This window comes from Blautia fusiformis (assembly GCF_020686995.1).
Classification (GTDB): domain Bacteria; phylum Bacillota; class Clostridia; order Lachnospirales; family Lachnospiraceae; genus Blautia_A; species Blautia_A fusiformis.
This window is the reverse complement of sequence record NZ_JAJEPT010000004.1, coordinates 174,273-193,516: the sequence shown is the minus strand read 5'-3', so window position 1 is coordinate 193,516 and position 19,244 is coordinate 174,273. Positions and strand designations below refer to the sequence as shown.

Annotated in this window: 17 protein-coding genes and 1 riboswitch; of the genes, 1 reads left to right on the top strand and 16 read right to left on the bottom strand. The window is 44.4% G+C overall.

Annotated elements, in window-relative coordinates:
• Positions 1-8: 8 nt before the first annotated feature.
• The 10 genes from LKD46_RS05455 to LKD46_RS05410 all read right to left on the bottom strand — a co-directional run bounded on the left by LKD46_RS05455 (position 9) and on the right by LKD46_RS05410 (position 12,169).
• Positions 9-2,195, bottom strand: coding sequence for an ATP-binding response regulator (locus LKD46_RS05455; RefSeq protein ID WP_110101991.1), 2,187 nt, complete (start codon positions 2,193-2,195; stop codon positions 9-11).
• A complete protein-coding gene (locus tag LKD46_RS05450) occupies positions 2,179-2,994 on the bottom strand; it encodes a substrate-binding periplasmic protein (protein WP_110102110.1) in 816 nt (271 codons plus the stop codon). Before LKD46_RS05450 ends, LKD46_RS05455 begins: the two co-directional genes overlap by 17 nt.
• Before the next feature lie 207 nt (positions 2,995-3,201).
• Positions 3,202-3,277, bottom strand: a riboswitch (cyclic di-GMP riboswitch).
• Positions 3,278-3,478: 201 nt separating this feature from the next.
• Positions 3,479-3,850: a RidA family protein gene (locus tag LKD46_RS05445; RefSeq protein ID WP_180214274.1), complete on the bottom strand. Its 372-nt coding sequence runs from the start codon at positions 3,848-3,850 to the stop codon at positions 3,479-3,481.
• 94 nt (positions 3,851-3,944) lie between these two features.
• Positions 3,945-5,411, bottom strand: coding sequence for a serine hydrolase (locus LKD46_RS05440; protein ID WP_227573904.1), 1,467 nt, complete (start codon positions 5,409-5,411; stop codon positions 3,945-3,947).
• 123 nt (positions 5,412-5,534) lie between these two features.
• Positions 5,535-7,901, bottom strand: coding sequence for an ATP-dependent DNA helicase (locus LKD46_RS05435; protein WP_227573903.1), 2,367 nt, complete (start codon positions 7,899-7,901; stop codon positions 5,535-5,537).
• Positions 7,902-8,079: 178 nt separating this feature from the next.
• A complete protein-coding gene (locus tag LKD46_RS05430; protein WP_144095845.1) occupies positions 8,080-8,301 on the bottom strand; it encodes an HPr family phosphocarrier protein in 222 nt (73 codons plus the stop codon).
• A gap of 317 nt (positions 8,302-8,618) precedes the next feature.
• Complete coding sequence (locus LKD46_RS05425; protein WP_227573902.1) at positions 8,619-9,938, bottom strand: aspartate kinase; 1,320 nt, start codon at positions 9,936-9,938, stop codon at positions 8,619-8,621.
• A 181-nt stretch (positions 9,939-10,119) separates the two neighbouring features.
• Positions 10,120-10,401 (bottom strand): DUF2325 domain-containing protein, encoded by a 282-nt coding sequence (locus LKD46_RS05420; protein WP_015525835.1) that lies wholly within the window; start codon positions 10,399-10,401, stop codon positions 10,120-10,122.
• 143 nt (positions 10,402-10,544) lie between these two features.
• Positions 10,545-11,234: a tRNA (N6-threonylcarbamoyladenosine(37)-N6)-methyltransferase TrmO gene (gene tsaA / locus LKD46_RS05415; RefSeq protein WP_227573901.1), complete on the bottom strand. Its 690-nt coding sequence runs from the start codon at positions 11,232-11,234 to the stop codon at positions 10,545-10,547.
• Positions 11,235-11,302: 68 nt separating this feature from the next.
• Positions 11,303-12,169, bottom strand: a complete 867-nt coding sequence (locus tag LKD46_RS05410; RefSeq protein ID WP_227573900.1) for a GGDEF domain-containing protein — start codon at positions 12,167-12,169, stop codon at positions 11,303-11,305.
• 135 nt (positions 12,170-12,304) lie between these two features.
• On the opposite strand from LKD46_RS05410, the gene LKD46_RS05405 reads away from it, so the two are divergent.
• Entirely contained in the window at positions 12,305-12,559 is a 255-nt protein-coding gene (locus LKD46_RS05405; protein WP_110101994.1) for a hypothetical protein, read from the top strand.
• A 73-nt stretch (positions 12,560-12,632) separates the two neighbouring features.
• Here the strand turns inward: LKD46_RS05405 and LKD46_RS05400 are convergent, their stop codons facing one another.
• The 6 genes from LKD46_RS05400 to pabB all read right to left on the bottom strand — a co-directional run bounded on the left by LKD46_RS05400 (position 12,633) and on the right by pabB (position 19,244).
• The gene (locus LKD46_RS05400) at positions 12,633-13,376 is read right to left on the bottom strand and encodes a DeoR/GlpR family DNA-binding transcription regulator (RefSeq protein WP_044961183.1); all 744 of its coding nucleotides are present in this window, start codon (positions 13,374-13,376) and stop codon (positions 12,633-12,635) included.
• 71 nt (positions 13,377-13,447) lie between these two features.
• Positions 13,448-13,705 carry an HPr family phosphocarrier protein gene (locus tag LKD46_RS05395; RefSeq protein ID WP_015525831.1) on the bottom strand — a complete coding sequence of 86 codons (258 nt, stop codon included), beginning with the start codon at positions 13,703-13,705 and terminating at the stop codon, positions 13,448-13,450.
• Between the two features lie 38 nt (positions 13,706-13,743).
• Positions 13,744-15,657, bottom strand: a complete 1,914-nt coding sequence (locus tag LKD46_RS05390; protein ID WP_015525830.1) for a PTS fructose transporter subunit IIABC — start codon at positions 15,655-15,657, stop codon at positions 13,744-13,746.
• 20 nt (positions 15,658-15,677) lie between these two features.
• Positions 15,678-16,589, bottom strand: coding sequence for a 1-phosphofructokinase (gene pfkB, locus LKD46_RS05385; protein WP_110102115.1), 912 nt, complete (start codon positions 16,587-16,589; stop codon positions 15,678-15,680).
• Between the two features lie 352 nt (positions 16,590-16,941).
• The gene (locus LKD46_RS05380; protein ID WP_110101995.1) at positions 16,942-17,736 is read right to left on the bottom strand and encodes an aminotransferase class IV; all 795 of its coding nucleotides are present in this window, start codon (positions 17,734-17,736) and stop codon (positions 16,942-16,944) included.
• A gap of 86 nt (positions 17,737-17,822) precedes the next feature.
• Entirely contained in the window at positions 17,823-19,244 is a 1,422-nt protein-coding gene (pabB, locus tag LKD46_RS05375; RefSeq protein WP_110101996.1) for an aminodeoxychorismate synthase component I, read from the bottom strand.

The window sequence follows — 19,244 nt, the reverse complement described above, 5'->3', positions numbered from 1 at the left end:
TTCACTGCTTATTTGTCACTGCCATATCCATTATATTTCACCAATTTATGAATTACTTTTATCAGTAACCCCACATCAACAGGCTTAACAATATGTTCATCCATCCCTGCTTCTTTTGCTCTTATTCTGTCCTCCGTGAACGCATTTGCTGTCATTGCAATGATCGGTATTTCTTTTGCATCCTCTCTGTCCAGAGACCGGATCATCTTTGTAGCTTCATAACCATTCATGACCGGCATCATAATATCCATAAGAATGACATCAAATCCACCAGGTCCACTTTTTCTGAACAGCTCAACCGCTTCCTGACCATTCCATGCTTTTGTCACGTCAGCCCCTTCATTCTGAAGCAAAAATTCAGCGATTTCCATATTCAGTTCATTATCTTCTGCCAGAAGAATATGCAGTCCCTTTATAGATTTTTCTGATATATCCTTCTGTTCTTCACGTTTATCCGCATCCAGATCTATCTTAAATGGAACCCGGATCACAAATGTAGTCCCTACACCGTATTCACTTTCGAGGGTAATGGTTCCACCCATTTTCTCGACCAGATTCTTTGCGATCGCCATTCCCAGGCCTGTTCCTGGAAATTTTGTACGGCTTCCTGTATGTTCCTGTGCAAATGGTTCAAAAATATGTTTCTGGAACTCCTCAGTCATTCCGATTCCTGCATCCCGGCAGATAAATTCCATTGTCGTCATTCCTGGCTGTTCGGATGGGATTTCCATGCAGCTAAGATAAATATGTCCGTTTTCTCTGTTATATTTCACTGCATTGGACAGGATATTCATCATCACACGTTTCACATACCCCGGACTTCCAATAAGATTCCGGTGTATGATTTCTTTTTTCTCCCACATGATCCGGATATTCTGTTCTGCTGCCACCTGCTCGATCACAACAAATACTTCCCTGGAAATACTTCTCAGATTAAATGGGATCTCCTCCAGAACGATCTCACCGGACTCCAGCTTACTCATATCCAGAACATCATTTACCAGCTCCAGCAACAGATTGGATGCCTCTTTAATCTTTGTCCTGTATTCCGTCTGTTTCTCCATATCATCTGCATAATGGTCTGCCATATCGACCAAGCCGCAGATTCCATTGATCGGAGTCCGGATATCATGGCTCATCCGCTGGAGAAACTCTGTTTTTGCCTCATTGGCAGCCTCTGCCTTTTTTGCAGCTATCAGAAGTTCTGCCTTATATTTTTCGTCTTTTTCCTGTTCCTGTTTCCGGTGTGTCAGATTGGTTCTATATGCCCAGAACCAGAATATACTGAATATCAGAAGATAAATAAAAATAACACCTGCTACATTTAATGGAAGATTATGAAACACTTCCGTATCCGGAAGATACGCATAAATATAATAATCCCGCTGCTTCAGCATGATTCCGTAGCATCTGGTTCCTTCATTCTTCAAATGATAAATGTGCTGACTGTCTGTATGCTTTTTCATTGCCTGAACAACTTCGTTGTCGGCTGTATTCTGCCCTAACAGCCTCTCATCATTACTGGCAACAACGATCCCATCATCTGCAACAATGATCGTTCCATCTTTCTGGACACTATAACCATTTAAAAGCTCTTGTATCGTCAGGGTATAATTTCTGGTAAATTCAGGAGATGTGTAGTAATAGATTGCAACGATACCTGGCACATCTTTTCTGGCACAGGCTGCAATGTCAATATAGGATCCATCTTTCCTGGCAAACCGTTCTGAATAAGATCTTTCTTCATATCCGGCAAAATCCATGATAATTTCTTTTTGCAGATACTCCGTGATCTCATTAGTCAGAGACTCCTCCATACTGTATTCACAGTCCATCTTTCCTTCTTTATCCAGCACTATGATGCCATCCACCCAGAGAGTCTGCAGGTTTTCTTTCAGCAAATCCTGGCTTAGCTGATCGCCGTTTTCTGTTTCCATGCTAATATTTGTACTCATCTGTCTGGCACTTTCAATGGCACGTAAAAGACTTTTGGATTCCGAAGATTCATTATAATGGGTGTAGGTTGAGCACTGCACTTTGACATAGTTTACGATCTCCACCAGTCTTTTCTCTGCTTCCGCTTTTTCTGCGTAGAAGAAATAAAACAGAGAGACTACAGCCACACAGATTCCGAGCAGACCTCCGAGCAGCTGGATTCGTTTTCCTTTTGTCTTTCTCTTAATATCCAAGATCATCCACCTCCAGATACTTCTGGGGATCATCCAGATATTTTTCAATAATTTTCAGGGATGTGCCATCCTGACGCATCTCCGCCAGTGTCTGATCCATCTGCTCACAGATTCCCCTGTCATCATCTTTTGCAAAAGCGACACCTATTCCGGTGATCATAAGAGGCTCTTCCAGGATACGGAAGCTTGTATCATAATCCTTCATATACTGAACGATAGATTCCTCGTGTGCGGCAACTGCATCTACATATCCTTTCCCAAGAAACGTATAGATCAGTTCCCGATGTCCAAGACTGATCAGATTTCCCAATTTGGGGATTCTTTCATCTGTCCGGTTCAGAAAGATGCTTTCCGGTTTGGTTGTGGACTGAACAGCCAGATTCTTTCCCTCCAGATCACTCAGTTTATAGATATCACTGTTCTCATTTACAGCGACCACCTGACGGCTTGCTATGTATGGTCCTGCCCATCGGTAATCGTCAAGGCGCCCTTCCATGGAAAAACATCCCATGATACAATCAATCTCTCCACTCTCTACCAGTTCTTTTTTCTTCTCCCAGTTGATCTGGACAACCTTCACCTGATATCCCATTCTCTCGAAAGCTTCTGTAGCCAGTTCTACATCTATACCCGTCGGTACACCATCCTCATTCAGATAATTGTATGGTGGATAATTATCGCTGCCAAGGGTAATAACAGGCTTTTCTGGTTCTTCTTTCGTGTTATCTGTGTTTTTACACCCTGACAGGGTGACTGCTAAGATGCCCGCAAGCAGAATGCCTGCAATCACTCTTTTTCCTTTCATTTTCCATCTATCCCTAACTATCCTTTTTGTTTTTTTCATATCTGTATTTACGGTTTCCAGCCTCGCATTATTTTCCCGCTCCACACGGATCGCTTCCTGCTGATTTCTACGCATAACAAGAGAAATCACCAGCATAACGCAGACAGCTACGACAACCGTAAAGCTAACGATAAAAAAAACACCGTCTCACAGACAGTGCACCTCATTTCATGCAACTGGCTGCCATTTTACAGGCCCTATAGCTTTGCGTCCCAGACTTTCATCTGGTTTGCCGATCATCCTTATTAAGCTTTTATACGTATCCTAAAAAACTGGTTTTATTATACTACAGCGCTCTACTTTACACAAGAAAAAACATTACCGTTTTAACGCCTGAAAACACACAAAAAGAGATTGCTCCAAAACAGAGAAAAATACTTTATCCCCACGAAAAAAATCCCCGCGTCTGACTGAAATCAGACAACAGGGATTTTTTATCAAATCATCAGATTGCTGCGATCACTTCTACCTCGCAGAGAACGTTCTTTGGCAGTGTCTTGACTGCAACACAGGAACGTGCAGGTTTATTTACGAAATATTTGGCATATACTTCATTAAATGCCGCAAAATCGTTCATATCTGCAAGGAAGCATACTGTCTTGACTGCATTCTCATAGCTGGAGCCGGCAGCTTCCAGAACTGCTCCGAGGTTCTTCATAACACGGTCAGCCTGCTCCTCGATGGTTGTTCCAACTACCTCTCCGGTTGCCGGATCCACCGGGATCTGACCGGATGTGTAAAGCGTATCTCCATGGATGATAGCCTGGGAGTATGGTCCGATTGCTGCAGGTGCTTTGTCTGTATGTACTGTCTTCATAATAGAATTCTCCTTTCACGAACATTTCGGATACTTCTCTGTCGGAAATATCCATCAGGATCTTGCTCAGCTGTTTTTTATTCTAACTCACAGATCACCCCTGGTCAAGGTCCATATTCAGATAATTATAAACAATACCGGAAATATCCCGGATATGCGAAACTGCGTCCCCAGGTTTACAGTCTTCTGACATCACACAGAGGATATATGTAGTCTTTTTTCCATATACAATGGCGATATCATGCTGGTCCGTATCCGTTTCTCCAGTCTTATTTGCAATTTCCACGGACGCAGATATCCCGCTGGGGATCTTAGTAGTAACCTGCTGATTCAGAAGCAGATTACGCATAGCCTCCGAAGCTTCTTTCGATACACATTCTCCTTTATAGATCCGGAAAAGAAGCTCTGCGCAGTCTTTTACGGAAGTGGTGTTCCTGCCGCCGAGGCCGACGTCCTTTGAAGAGGACGGGCTTAAGATGTGCTGAACGGAAGTATCTGCAAATTTCTGTTCCGCAAGAAATCCATTTACAGCCTGTGCTCCGTCCTTAAAAACACCCGATGCTGTCTGCAGACGTACCAGCTCATTAAAGGATTCATTGTCACTGACTGTGATCATATTCCAGAGAAGATCATTGACCTTTGTGGATACGGACGGATCTGTAACATCTTTTTTCATTTTTGCCGCTTCGCTCTGAAGGACTGTATCCATGTTGGCATAGGTCTGGGCCATGACAAACACTTTGATCAGACTGGCTGAGTACAGTGATTGACTGTTCTGTTCAAACTCCTGATCACTGGTCAGATCCTTTACATAAACGCTCCATGTACCCTCATAGGTTCCAAGAAGATCTGCAAGCCGTTTCTCAAGGCCATCCATTCCCAGATCTTTCGTCTCGACTTTTCCGGATTTATCCACGGAAAATCCCTCCGGAGTCTCTCCCTCTTCCTGGAGCAGAACGCCGTTTTCTCCGCCAAAATAATAATATCCGTCAAACATCTGTCCTGCAGCATTCATTTCCAGATAATGGATACCTGGATCTGTGACCATTTTTCCATATTCATCAAAATAATACAGCCCGTTGTATGTTGTTTTGTCCACCACCAGCTCATCCATATAACGTACCTGTGGAGAGGCGCTGAGTTTTCCCAGATTGTTTACCATATAACAGCCGTCAAAAGAAACTTCCTCACCGCTGCCGTCTTTTGCCGGAGCCTTCAGATCGGTGATCTGGACCATATGCGAGTTTCCCGCTGTAAATTTACCGCTTTCGTCGTGATAATAATATCCATCAAAAACCGTTCCGTCGATCTCAAAATGATCAAAATAATACACTGCCGGAGTATTTTCTTTGGTTCCATCTTCATTCAGGCAGTAAAAGCCATTGCTTTTCAGAATATATTTCCCGTTTTCACCGGGAATTGGAAGTATCTGGGACTCCTCCGTAACAGAACCAAGGCTTCCCTGTGCCGTCTGCTGCACTGTTGTCGCAAAAACCGGCTGTGCGAGCATCACTGTGCTCAGACAAAATGCCAATGCTTTATATATTTTTTTTCGTCTCATATACTTCTTTCACTTTTCTTATGATCCTATTTTACAGTTTCTTGTCCTGATCCGGCATCCACACATTCCTCCAGTGATTTTCCAGATAAAGACTCTATAAGTATATCGGATTTCTCCGTTCTGTCAAGTAAACCTCTTCCAGAACGTCTCCACTGCACCTTCTACCGTATCCAGCCTGCAGCCTGTACGGTCCTGCCATTCCCTGGGAAAGATTTCCTGGTAATCCCGATCCCAGAAGCGGTCATCCAGAAGCAATATCACGCCTTTATCCTCTTTTGTGCGGATCACGCGCCCGGCGGCCTGAAGCACCTTGTTCATACCCGGATAGCGATATGCATAATCAAAACCACAGTGATTCTTTTTATCGTAATACTCTTTCAGGATCTCACGCTGACTGCCGATCTGGGGAAGTCCGGTTCCTACGATCACTGCCCCGATCAGACTTTCCCCTGTCAGATCAACACCCTCAGAAAAAATCCCTCCAAGGACACAGAACCCTACCAGGGTACCTTCCCGTTCCTGAAATTCCTCCAAAAATCCTTCCCGTTCCTGTTCTGTCATATCTGGTGTCTGACACACGCAGCGCACCCAGTCTACGGAAAATTCTTCCTCATAAACCTGCAGTACGTCTTCCATAAGACGATACGACGGAAAAAACACCATATAATTTCCCTGCCTCTGCCAGACACATCTGGCAATATATCCGGCGATCTTCCGGTATTCTGCACGATTTCTCCGGGTATACCGGCTGCTTACGTCGCTGCCGATAAGAATCCTGCGGTTTTCTTTTGGGAAAGGAGACTGCACATAAATCCCATAGGCATCACGGTCTGTTGTCAAAAGCTCCCGGTAATAGAGCATGGGAAACATTGTAGCTGAAAAGAAAATAGCACTTTTCCCTTTTTTCAGGTATTCTCCCAGATTTTCTGCCGGGTTCACACAGAACAGCCTCAGACGAAATCCTTCTTCTGCGCTGTTTTCGGTATATACTACATAATTTTCATCTACCAGCTCTGAAACATTTAAAAAATCACGCACTATAAAATAAAATTCCAGTATTTCCCTGCGTAGTTCTTCTTCCAGTTCTTTTTCCTCCAGTATTTCTTCCAGTTCACCTGATATCGTGAGAAATGTGATCGGCAGTACTCCGGGATTGGGAAGCACCTGATACCCTTTTCCTGTTTCCGCAAGATTCTCTTCCAGTTCCATCATCTGGCGATTTGCTTTATCCAGTGTTCTGGCCAGTTTTGAAAACCTCTTTCTTATCTTCTTTCGAAGTGCTACCAGACTCTGACGGGAAATACCGGCACTGTACATCTCTCTGCCACGTTCTACCAGATTATGTGCCTCATCGATCAGAAAAATATGATCCCCGGAAATATTTTCCCCGAAAAAACGTTTCAGATGAACATTGGGATCAAACACGTAATTATAATCACAGATGATCCCGTCTACCCAGATTGAAAGATCCAGACACATTTCAAAAGGGCACACCTGCCATTTTTCTGCATGAGCACGGATCACTTCTCTGGAATATACCTCTTCAGTGGTCCAGAGCTCATAAACCGCATCATTTACCCGGTCAAAATGCCCCTTTGCATAAGGACATTTCTCCGGTGTACATTCCGGAGTATCCTGAAAACACAGCTTTTCCTTTGCCGTGATCGCCGTTACCTTGAATTTCAGACCTTTTTCCCGCAGGATGTGAAATGCCTCCTGCGCCACAGTTCCTGTGATGGTTTTTGCGGTAAGATAAAAAAGTGTTTCACCTTTTCCCTCACCGATGGCGCGCACGGACGGAAAAATGGCAGACATGGTTTTTCCCACACCGGTAGGCGCCTGAACAAATAAGGTCTTCCCGCTGGAAACCGTATGGTACACACCACTAACTATATCCCGCTGCCCTTCTCTGTATGGAAACGGAAACTGCAGATCCTTCATGGATGCATTCCTCTCTTTTTTCCAGTTAAGGGAATATGCGATCCATTTGTGATAGGCATCCAGAAGCTTCTGATACCAGCCTTTAAGTTCCTCTATGGAAAAATCCTCACGAAATCTCCTGGTTTCTTCCGTCTCAAGATGAGCGTAGGTCATCTGAATGTGGATTTCTGAAATCCCCTCTTTTTCTCCCCAGATCAGTCCGTAACACATAGCCTGGGCACGGTGAACCGCTACTGGTATGTCCATTGCCTGGACATTTCCGTAAGTTCCCTTGATCTCGTCAATATAAACGGCTCCGTCCTCTGTAAAGATCCCGTCTGCACGGCCCTCGACCTGAATGACCACATCGTCGTATTCACTTTCTTTTTTCAGAGAAACCTCTGCCCGATAATCGCCCTTCATACTCCGCTGTATCTTGCGGTGAAGCCTTCCGCCTTTTAACATGGCTTCCTTATCTCCGGATGTCCCGCTGCTGTTATCCAGATCTCCGCTCCTCAGTATAAATTCCACAAGATTTCTGACAGAAATCCGCACTCTTGGTTTTTCCATATTTTCACTCCCGGCAGCTGCCGGAATTCCAGCCCGGCAGCTATTCTTTTTCCATGCTATACCAGGATTATACCATAAAATATGATCCGAAAGCTTCCCATAATAAAAAGGACGCATGTTCTGCTTTTCTTCTCATGAACTGCGCCCTTTTATCACCGTTTTTCTTTATTCATATTTCTCAACCTGCTGCATACTTGGAAAGAACACGATTAAAATCCTCATCTTCTCCGTAACACTTTACTGTCAGAGTCTTTGTCAGATCCAGACTCAAAAGTCCGAGGATCGACTTTGCATCAATGATAATACGGTTATAAAATACATCAATATCAAATTTACATTTGCTGGCTGCGCTGACAAACTCCTGTGCACTTTTTTCATCCAGTTTGATCTGTTTCTCCATGGCTGACTGCCTGCCTTTCTGATTTTTTTATATGTCAGTTTTACACAAAAGTTAAGTTTTTGTCAATACTGTTTATTTCATATCAAGCATTTTTCGACACAATGTACAATATCTTTGTCTTTCCTTTGGAAATCCTGTTGAATTTGATTGTATTATTTTTAGTCCAAAAAAATCCGCCGCAGGACGTGTAATATACTGTCCTGCGGCGGATTTAATCAATCGGATATAAACAAAATCCGTTTCCGGATTTAATCGATCGGATATTCGGAATCCGCTTCGCTACTTCCTTATAAACAAAATCCGTTTTCGGATTTTGTTTATATCCGTGTCAGAACAAAAATATCGTAGATTGCTCTGACTGCTTTTTCGAAATCACGGTTCTCTACGCCGATGATGATATTCAGCTCACTGGAACCCTGGTCGATCATTTTTACATTTACATTTGCATGGGCAAGAGCAGAGAAGATCCTTCCTGCAGTGCCTCTCTGGGATTTCATTCCACGACCAACAACTGCGATCAGTGCAAGGTCAGATTCCATCTCCACAAAATCAGGCTGTACCAGACGGTGGATACCTGCGATAACCTGCTGCTCTTTCTCCTCAAATTCGTCCTGATGAACATATACAGTCATGGTATCGATTCCGGATGGTACATGCTCAAAGCTGATCCCCTGATCTTCAAATACCTGAAGCACCTTGCGTCCGAACCCAATCTCACTGTTCATCATGGATTTCTCGATATTAATAGAGCAGAAGCCTTTCTTTCCGGCGATACCGGTAATAGTAAATTTCGGCTTCTTACAGGTGCTCTCTACGATCAGAGTACCTTTATCCTCCGGGCTGTTTGTGTTACGGATATTGATCGGGATTCCCTCTTTACGAACCGGGAAAATGGCATCCTCATGAAGAACAGTAGCTCCCATGTAGGAAAGCTCACGAAGTTCTCTGTATGTGATCGCCTCGATAGGCTCCGGATTGTGAACGATGCGCGGATCCGTTACAAGAAAACCGGAAACGTCCGTCCAGTTCTCATAAATATCTGCATGAATAGCTTTGGCAACCAGAGATCCGGTCACATCAGAACCACCTCTGGAAAATGTCTTTACCGTGCCATCTGCACATGCGCCGTAAAATCCCGGAATAACCGCATGCTGGGATTTGCTGAGTTTTTTGGAAAGGAGTTTATTGGTCTCCTCCGCTTCCAGATTACCGGCTTTATCAAAACGGATCACAGAAGCTGCATCCACAAAATCATATCCAAGGTATGCAGCCATGATCTTACCATTGAGGAACTCTCCTCTGGATGCCGCATACTGGATTCCTGCCTGTGCACGGAAATCCTCATCGATCTTCCTGAACTCCTCCTCAAGAGAAAGGCTCAGTCCGAGACCCTTGATGATCTCATAATATCGCGCCTTGATCGCATTAATCTTCTCAGTGATATCCTCCCCTTTAGATGCTGCGTCATAACATCCATAAAGCATATCAGTCACTTTGATATCCTCGTCAAATCTCTTTCCCGGAGCTGACGGAACTACATAACGGCGGCTCTCATCGCTGCGGATGATATCGCCCACTTTCTGGAACTGCTCCGCATTTGCAAGAGAACTTCCACCGAATTTTACAACTTTTTTCATGATAACACCTCTCACCTGTAATTTCGACTTCCAGCGCTGCATTTCCACCATTCACTGCAACGCTTTACCACAGAAACCTACGGCTATTTTATTGAATAATTTGTAATTTTGCAAGCCTTTCTGTAACATTTCTGCAAAAAAGTCAAATTATACAAGAGAAAAGTATCTCCTGACCGGTTTCTTATGCACAGTACTGCTTCAGAATGTTCTCAAGAGCTGCCGCGCTGCTTGTATGACAGCGGCATACCGGAATGGATTTTTTCTTTGCTTCTTCTACTGCGCAGTTTACCATTTTGTGGGAAACAGTACTTGTGAACAGGATCATCAGATCCGGCACCCCAATCTTTTTCTTCATGGCTCCTTTTTCCTTGGCAAAGACTTTCGCCTTGCATCCGAAGCCTTTACAGATATCCTCATACTGACATACCATTCTTTCATTACCACCTACAATTACAACGCTCATAATTCACTCTCCTTTGATCTCTGAACTTTTATATGACTGTTTCAATGTTATTTTAAACTAACTCCATTTTTAAAATAATGAGTTAGTGTTTGCTAACTCATTTATTATAATATCATCACTTAAAAAGTTTGTCAAAGGTATTTTTAAATTTTGTCTGATTTTTTATATTCTGTGATCTCACACACTGTAAGTATGCCGTTTTTTACCTGAAAACGAACATCCATTCCTGCAAAAGGCATTCCGTATATCCTCTCCGGATCTTTCTGGTAGGCAGGCCTCGGATCTTCTCTGAGCACACCTTCCAATGCAGAAAGCTTGTCCTCCGGGATCCTTGCCTTCCATTCTTCCGGGATTTCCACCTGCAGAAAATGCTGCTCCACCTTCGTCGCAAAGCCGCCCAGTGCTTCCGGATAACAGTCTGCCACAGGCAGATATGGCTTGATATCATAGATGGGGGTTCCGTCCATCAGGTCCGCACCGGATACGATCAGTACCGGAGCTTCTTTACTTTCCATGTCGATCTTTTTAAGCTTCACACAGGATAAGCCTACAGGATTGGGGCGGAAGGGCGATCTGGTGGCAAATACGCCCATCCTTTCATTTCCGCCCAGACGTGGCGGACGTACCGTAGGGGACCAGTTCTCACGGATCGACTGTGAAAACTCCCACAGCAGCCAGATATGCGAAAAATCTTCCAGTCCCTTTACCGCTTCACGTACCCGATATTCCGGTTCAAAAACAATACAGGCTGTCAGTTCTTCCACTCGACCGCTCTGACGTGGGATTCCGAATTTTGTCGGAAAATCACTTCTGATCCTTGCGATTATCTTCATATCTCTCTTCTCCATTTACCTGCCAAAGAAATATCTTTTGCGTCTGTTACATAATTCTGCCATTTCCGTCAGATCCGCTTGTAAGCAACACAGTTTTTTTGCCGCTTGGCCTGATAGAGAAGCTTGTCCGCTTCTACCACTCCATCTCTGACCTTACAGCTTCCATATACACCTCCAACGCTCGTGGAAATCCGGATTTCTTTGTATTCCGGCACATCTGCTATTGCGATCTCTTTCCGAATATCTTCCAGCTTCTGCTGAAATACCTTTTCCGGAATTTCTTCAAACATCAGAAGAAATTCGTCTCCTCCATAACGCAGTACCACGTCATCTGCCCGCACATGATCAAAAATCGTTCTGACAATGGTGCACAACGCCGCATCTCCGGCTACATGGCCATAGCTGTCATTGATCTGTTTAAAATTATCCACGTCGATCATAGCTATAGCCCCCATCTTATCCAGGGATTTCAGCTGTTCCTCAAAATATCTCCGGTTTCTGGCACCAGTCAGCGGATCTTCATATAATTCTCGATTGAATTTGCTGATCTTATCGATCAGAGGCCCGCTTCCGTAAGCTCCCAGAAAAATCTTATCCGTCATTTTAAAGACCATTTCCATAACAAGAGGTGTCCCGTCTATAACCACATATTTGGCGATCACCTGGTAAATGTCATCATTGACGAACTCAAATTTCGTCATTCTGTTTTTACGGGCAAAAACTTTGGCAGAAATACAGTTCTCACATCTTCTGCCTTTATTCCACACTGCAAAGCATTTATGTTCTGCTTCATAAGAGCAATCGTCTGAGCCAATATTTACCGGAGCTGTACGGCTAACATCCACCAGTCTTACAATGTCAAAAACCGTCTTCAGCATTTCTATTTCCATATTTACTTCCCGGGCAGTCATAAATACACCCTTATCTTTATCCATAGTATTTTCCTGCGTTTCTGAAATATTATATACATTCATGATAACATATTGCACATCAATTCACAATTGTATTTCATCGTCGTTTATGCTATTGTATAGTGTATAAGAAGTAATATTTTTATCAGGAGGTTTCATATGGCACAGAGACGTACAAAGATAGAAGTACTCAATGAGAAAATTTCCAAAGTAGATTCCAAGATTGCTGCCTGCACCGAAAAGATAGCAGCGCTGGAGGATGAAAAAACTGCACTGGCAGCTCAGCTGGATGAGATCCGCAAAGCTGAAAAAAAGGCAAAGGAAGCTGCCGAACTGAAACGTCTGCTCAAGCTGATGCACAAAAAAGACATTTCCGTAGAAGATCTGGAAGCCATGATCTCCAAGGAAGATTGAAACAGATCCTCAACAAACAAAAAACCGGTTTACGAAGAATTTCTTCCAAACCGGTTTTTTATTTGTGATCTTTCTATGATACGATCTGTATATTTCTGCAATCTTTATATTCTTTGGAACAGCTTTCCGTCAGGATCACTGCTCCGTCAAATGAAAAGAACGTCACCGCACTGATCTGTCCGAATTTGGAGCTGTCAGACACTACGTACTTTTCCAGACACTGCTCCATGGCGGTTCGCTTTACCAGTGCTTCATTGGATTCCGGCGTGGTAAAGCCTTCTCTCTGAGTCATCCCGTTGGTCCCGAAAAAGCCCTTTGTAAAATGATAATTCTTCAGCATTTGCATGGCCTGACTTCCGATCACAGCTTCCGTAGATCCCTTCAGTTCTCCGCCGATCAGCAGCACACGGACTCCCATCTGAGCCAGAGCCCTGGCATGGGAAACACCATTGGTGACAAAAGTCGCCCCGGAGCCTTCCAGATGCTCCAGCATATATCCGGTAGTCGTTCCCGCATCCAGATACACAAAATCTTCCGGACGGATCAGAGCTGCCGCATAGGCTGCGATCTTCTTTTTTTCTTCAATATTCAGCTCAACTTTCTGGGCTACGGTAGGCTCATAGGCATTGACAGTATGTTCCAGCGCCACCGCACCGCCAAAAACCCTGGTCAGCTTCCCCGCCTTGTAAAGCGCCGTGATGTCTCTGCGGACCGTAGATTCCGATGCATCCAGGATATCTTTCAGTTCTGTTACCGTAACACTGTTTTTTTCTCTGAGAAGGCCGAGTATGATCTCGTATCTCTGCTCCGTCAGCATTCCTTTTCCTCCTTCAAAAAAGACATCCCGATCGACCGGACCGGGATGCCTTCTGTTCACTCATTCTGAGATTACAGGTTCTCCTGCATGAATTTGCTTACTGCCTCGTATGCTGCATCCTCATCTGCACCATCGAATGTAAAGGTAACCTCATGTCCCTTCTTTACGCCAAGTCCCATAAGTGCAAGAAGCTTTCTGCACTCTACAGTCTTGCCGTCCTTCTCGATAGTGATCTTGGACTCGAAACCTTTTACAAGCTTCACAAGCTCTCCGGCCGGACGTGCATGGATTCCTTCGTTATCTGTTACTACATACTTGAATTCTTTCATTTCTTTATCCTCCAGTTTTCATTTTAATTTAAAAAAATTTAAGCAACTTTTTTCTTCAGTACCCCGAGAAGTACAGCTGAGATCAGAGTTCCCACAACCAGTGCGACCAGATACATCATTGCATTACCTACAACCGGGAATACGAAGATTCCGCCATGTGGTGCCATCAGTGTACAGTTGAAGAACATGGAGATTGCTCCAGCTGCTGCGGAACCGACGATACAGGACGGAAGTACATGGACCGGGTCAGATGCCGCAAAAGGAATCGCACCTTCTGTGATAAATGCAAGTCCCATAATAAAGTTGGTCGGTCCTGCCTCACGCTCTTCTTTTGTAAATTTGTCTTTAAACAGCAGGGATGCGAGTGCGATGGCACACGGAGGAGTCATACCTCCCACCATAACTGCTGCCATAATGTCATAGTTGCCTGCCGCAATAGCTGCTGTACCAAATACATATGCTGCTTTGTTGAACGGGCCGCCCATATCAATGGCCATCATACCACCAAGAACCAACCCTAAAATTACTTTACTTGAATTTCCCATGCCTGTCAAGGCATTATTTAATCCTGTATTAATACCGCCCATGATCGGCTCTACAACGAAGGTCATACAGAGTCCCATAAGAAGGACACCAACAACCGGATAGATCAGTACAGGCGCTATTTTTTCCAGTGCTTCCGGAAGCTTATCACAAACCTTACGAAGTCCAAGGATCAGATATCCTGCAAGGAAGCCTGCAAGAAGTGCTCCGAGGAAACCGGATTTTCCGTTTGCCGCGATCATACCGCCCACAAGTCCAACTGCAAGTGCCGGTCTGTCACCGATGGCCATTGCAATAAATCCGGCCAGGATCGGAAGCATGAAACCAAATGCAGTTCCACCAATGTTTTTCAGAACAGCCGCTACCGGTGTGATGGTACCAAAGTTTGCTCTCTGGTCTGCAGGAAGGGAACTCAAATCTACACTTAAACCATCGATCAAGAATGCTAGAGCGATCAGGATACCACCGCCTACAACCAGTGGAAGCATATGAGATACCCCGTTCATCAGCTGCATATAGATCTTGTGGCCTGCTCCGCCGCCTGCTTTTGCATTTGAGGAAGAGCTCTGACTGCCTGCTGCTGCATGATATACCGGAACATCTCCGGAAATCGCACGTTCAACAAGCTGGTCCGCTTTGCTGATTCCATCTGAAACCTGACATTCGATGACTTTCTTTCCATCGAAACGATCCATGGGAACCTTGGCATCTGCAGCTACAATGATGCAGTCTGCCTCCCGGATCTCCTGATCCGTAAGTACATTTTTTGCTCCACCGGAGCCTCGTGTCTCTATTTTAATGAAACAGTCTTTCGCCTTTGCTGCTTTTTCCAGTCCCTCTGCTGCCATGTAGGTGTGGGCAATACCTGTGGGGCAAGAAGTAACTGCCAGCAGTTTAGCTCTGGCTCCTTCGGAACTTCCTGTATCTGCCAGTCTTTCATCAATATCTTTTTTCTCCTCATCGGCCTTGTCGATGATCTCCATAAATTCATCTACAGAACCTGCGTTGCGTAAGGATTCTGTAAAATTATCATCCATCAGCATTACGGAAAGCTTGCTGAGTACATCCAGATGAATGTTATCTTCTGTATTCGGTGCTGCGATCAGGAAAAGAAGGGTAACCGGCTCATCATCCAGTGCCTCAAATTCCACGCCGTTTTTTACTACCATGGCAGCAAGTCCCGGTTTCTTTACCGCATCACATTTTCCATGAGGAATAGCGATTCCCTCACCGATTCCTGTCGTACTTTCTTCCTCTCTTAAATACACCTGTTTCCGATAAGCTTCCCTGTCGCTGATCTTTTCACTTTTTACCATAAGATCTACGGCCATGTCCAGAGCTTCAGATTTCGTCTTCGGTGCAGCATCCAGTGATATGCTTCGTTTGTCAAGCAGATCTGTGATTCTCATCTTCCCTTCTCCTTTCTTCTTTACCCCTCTGTTACCTGTTCATATACTGCCTGAACCTCTTCCCTTGTGGCAAGATTTTCAGAAAATGCACTTGCACTTCCTGCGGAAATTCCCATATGGAATGCATATTCGTGATCCTGTTTTTCCATCCAGCCTGCCATAAAGCCTGCTACCATGGAATCTCCGGCTCCTACGCCGTTTACCAGTGTTCCTTTCGGCGCCGGTTTCTCAAACACCTGACCGTTTTCCGCTACCAGGACAGCTCCCTCACCGGCCATTGAGATCAGCACGTTTCTGGCTCCTTTTTCCTGGAGCTTCTTTCCGTAAGGGATCACATCCTGACGGTTCTTAATCTCTACGCCGAAGATTTCTCCAAGCTCATGGTTATTGGGCTTCACCAGGAATGGATGATACTTCAGGACATTTACAAGAAGATCTCTCGTTGCATCCACAACGATCATCACGCCTTTTCCGTCCAGTCTCGCCATGATCTTCTCATACATATCATCCGGCATAGATGAAGGAATACTTCCTGCCAGAAAAAGCACATCTCCCTCTTTCAGTGTGTCAAGCTTCTTCATCAGCTCCTGAACCTTTTCAGCGCTGATCTCCGGTCCCATTCCGTTGATCTCAGTTCCATCAATAGATTTCAGCTTCAGGTTGATCCTTGAAACGCCTTCCGGGATCCTGATAAAATCAGATCTCACTCCCATCTCCTCAAGCTTTCTTACAATCTCATCTCCGACGAATCCTGCCATGAAACCAAGTGCTGTATTCTCGATTCCAAGATTCATCAGCACGGTGGAAACGTTGATTCCCTTTCCGCCCGGAAGCATCAGCTCAGAGCTTGTCCGGTTGGTAAGTCCGAGTTTAAAATCCTCCACGGAAACGATATAGTCCAGAGACGGATTAAAAGTAACTGTGCAGATCATTTTTTCTCCTCCCATATCTTTTATCCTGCGGTTTTTGACCGCTTTTTGTTGTTTTTCATTTGTTGAACTCAGTATACTTCCAAATTCATTCAAAGTCAATCAAATTACTTCACAAAATTCATGAACGTTTTTGGTTGAGTTTGCACAAAAAACGTGCATCAACCTTAGCTTTCCCTGGTTAATGCACGCTTATCTCTGACTGTATTGGTCACTTTCATTCAAATTCCGTTATAAATCTATGTACCATTCCAAATTCCTGTTTATATTACCTCCATCCTCAGGTACATTTCCCGGAAAGCCGGATCTTCACATTCCATCACCTTTCCTGAATGTAATAGTTTCGCAATAACATTTATCTGATTTGTTTCCTATTCGCAGTATCTCTGACCATCTTCCGATATCTTCTCATCAGCTCCCTTGTCACTTTGTCTTCCTCAAACCGGATTCCTCCGATCTGACGCACCGGCATGATTCCCATCAGGGAATTGGTGACAAAGCATTCCTCATACCATTTAAGATCCTGAACATAGATATAGGTTTCTTCCACCTCTTCCGTGTCACAGAGATATTCACGGAGGATTCCCGGGAGAAGTCCGCAGCTGACTTTTGGTGTATAGATCATGCCATTTCGCACAAAGAATACATTACTTACTGTCCCTTCCGATATCTGTTTCTTTGTATTCAGAAACAACCGTTCATCCATTCCTGCTGCTGTAGCATTACGTTTTTCCAGGATACAATCTCCGTAATTCATGGTTTTGTGATATACAAGAGGTGATGTTTCATTTCGTTTTACCTTGCTGACATCCATGATAAAGCCTTTTTCATAATTCTCCGGCGTATAATGATTGGCACGAAGAGAATACACTGCATTTTCCTTTGTAAGCATAAGCTTCAGCGCACAGTGTTCCAGTCCATCAAATTCTTTCTGCACCTCCGGGCGTTTTTTTTGTTCTTCCAGATATTCTTCGATCCTCCTGGCTGTGATCCCACGTACTGCCGGATCACCCAGCTTCAGGAAATCTGCCGCTCGTTCCAGTCTTTTCAGATGCTTTTCCAAAAGTATGGGGATTCCCTGCTCTATTCCTATGGTCTCAAACGCTCCCAGACCGAACTGAAAACATTCGTCTAAGGTTATGTTGTTCATTTCCTTTGACCTCCTTATGAAGTGTCCCTGTCAGATTCTCTGATCTGTCCACAGAGCCTTTCACTTTTACCGTTCTGTATGTTTCTCTACTGCAGTGCATCCAGGATTGCTTTCGCCTTCTGCAGAGTTTCCTCGTACTCAAATTCCAGATCTGACTCTGCTGTGATCCCGCCGCCAACGCCAAGGTGATATTTTCCGTTTTTATGAAGAGCTGTACGGATCACGATGTTGAAATCACAGCTTCCGTCCAGTGTCAGGTAGCCGATAGAGCCTGTATAAAGATTTCTCTTTCCGTGTTCCAGCTCGTCAATGATCTCCATGGCACGGTATTTCGGCGCACCGGTAATAGAACCGCCGGGGAATGCAGCCTCCAGAAGATCCATAACATTTTTTCCTTCTTCCAGTTTTCCTTCAATATCCGATACCAGATGAAAAACCGTAGCGTATGCTTCCACTGTAAAAAGCTCGGTTACCTTCACGCTTCCCGGTGTACACACCCGGTTCAGATCATTTCGCTCCAGGTCTACGATCATAAGAAGTTCACTCTTATCTTTTCCGGAATCCTGAAGCTCCCGACGGAGCATTTCATCTTCCTCAGATGTTACGCCACGTTTTCTTGTTCCCTTTATAGGACGGGTATTTACATGACGGTCTTTCATCTTCAGAAAACGTTCCGGAGATGCACAGACGATCTGATAATCTCCGAAATCCAGATATCCGCCGAAAGGAGACGGATTATTTTTCCGAAGATCATAAAAAACATCCAGAGGTGGTTTTTCGCTTTCAATGGTCAGCTGCTGCGTCATATTGGCAATATAGATATCGCCCTCTATAATATAGCGGATCATCCGGTCTACTGCCTGCTTGTATTCTTCTTTTTCAAAATTGGGATGAACCTGGATCCTGAATTTCTCACGGTGAGAATTTTCCGTGACCATCCTGTTTCCGGATTCCTTTTTTTCCCCTGTTTCCGATCCTTCCTGTTTCCCCGCCTCTGTAAATTCCCGGATTGCTTTTTCCATCGCTCCGATTTCTGCTGCAGCGTCTGCACTGATTCCATTTGACACAAGATAGGTTCTTTTTTCCTGACAGTCTTCTATGATAAAACAGTCATAAAACGTCAGAACTGCCTCCGGAACAGTCACAAGATCCTTTTCTCCGGATGGTACTCCCATCTGTTTTCTTCCGTAATCATAGGAAAAATATCCTACTGCGCCGGATACGATGGGAAGTCCGCTGCTATTTTTGTCCTCATGGGTATTTAAATATTCCCGCATATAGTCTTCAAAGGTTGTTTCTGTTTCCGGCCTTCCGTTGATAGTAAAGTTCTCTCCGTCCTTTACCAGCTTCAGATACGGACATCTTCCGATCACGGAATAATGTCCCAGCTCATTGACAAGGGAGGAATCCAGAAACGCTGCTCCGGGTTCTCTCTCGTAGATCCGAAAAATGTCCACTGCCGAGATATATGGGGTCAGTTCTTTTATTCTTCGCTGATTTTTGTACAT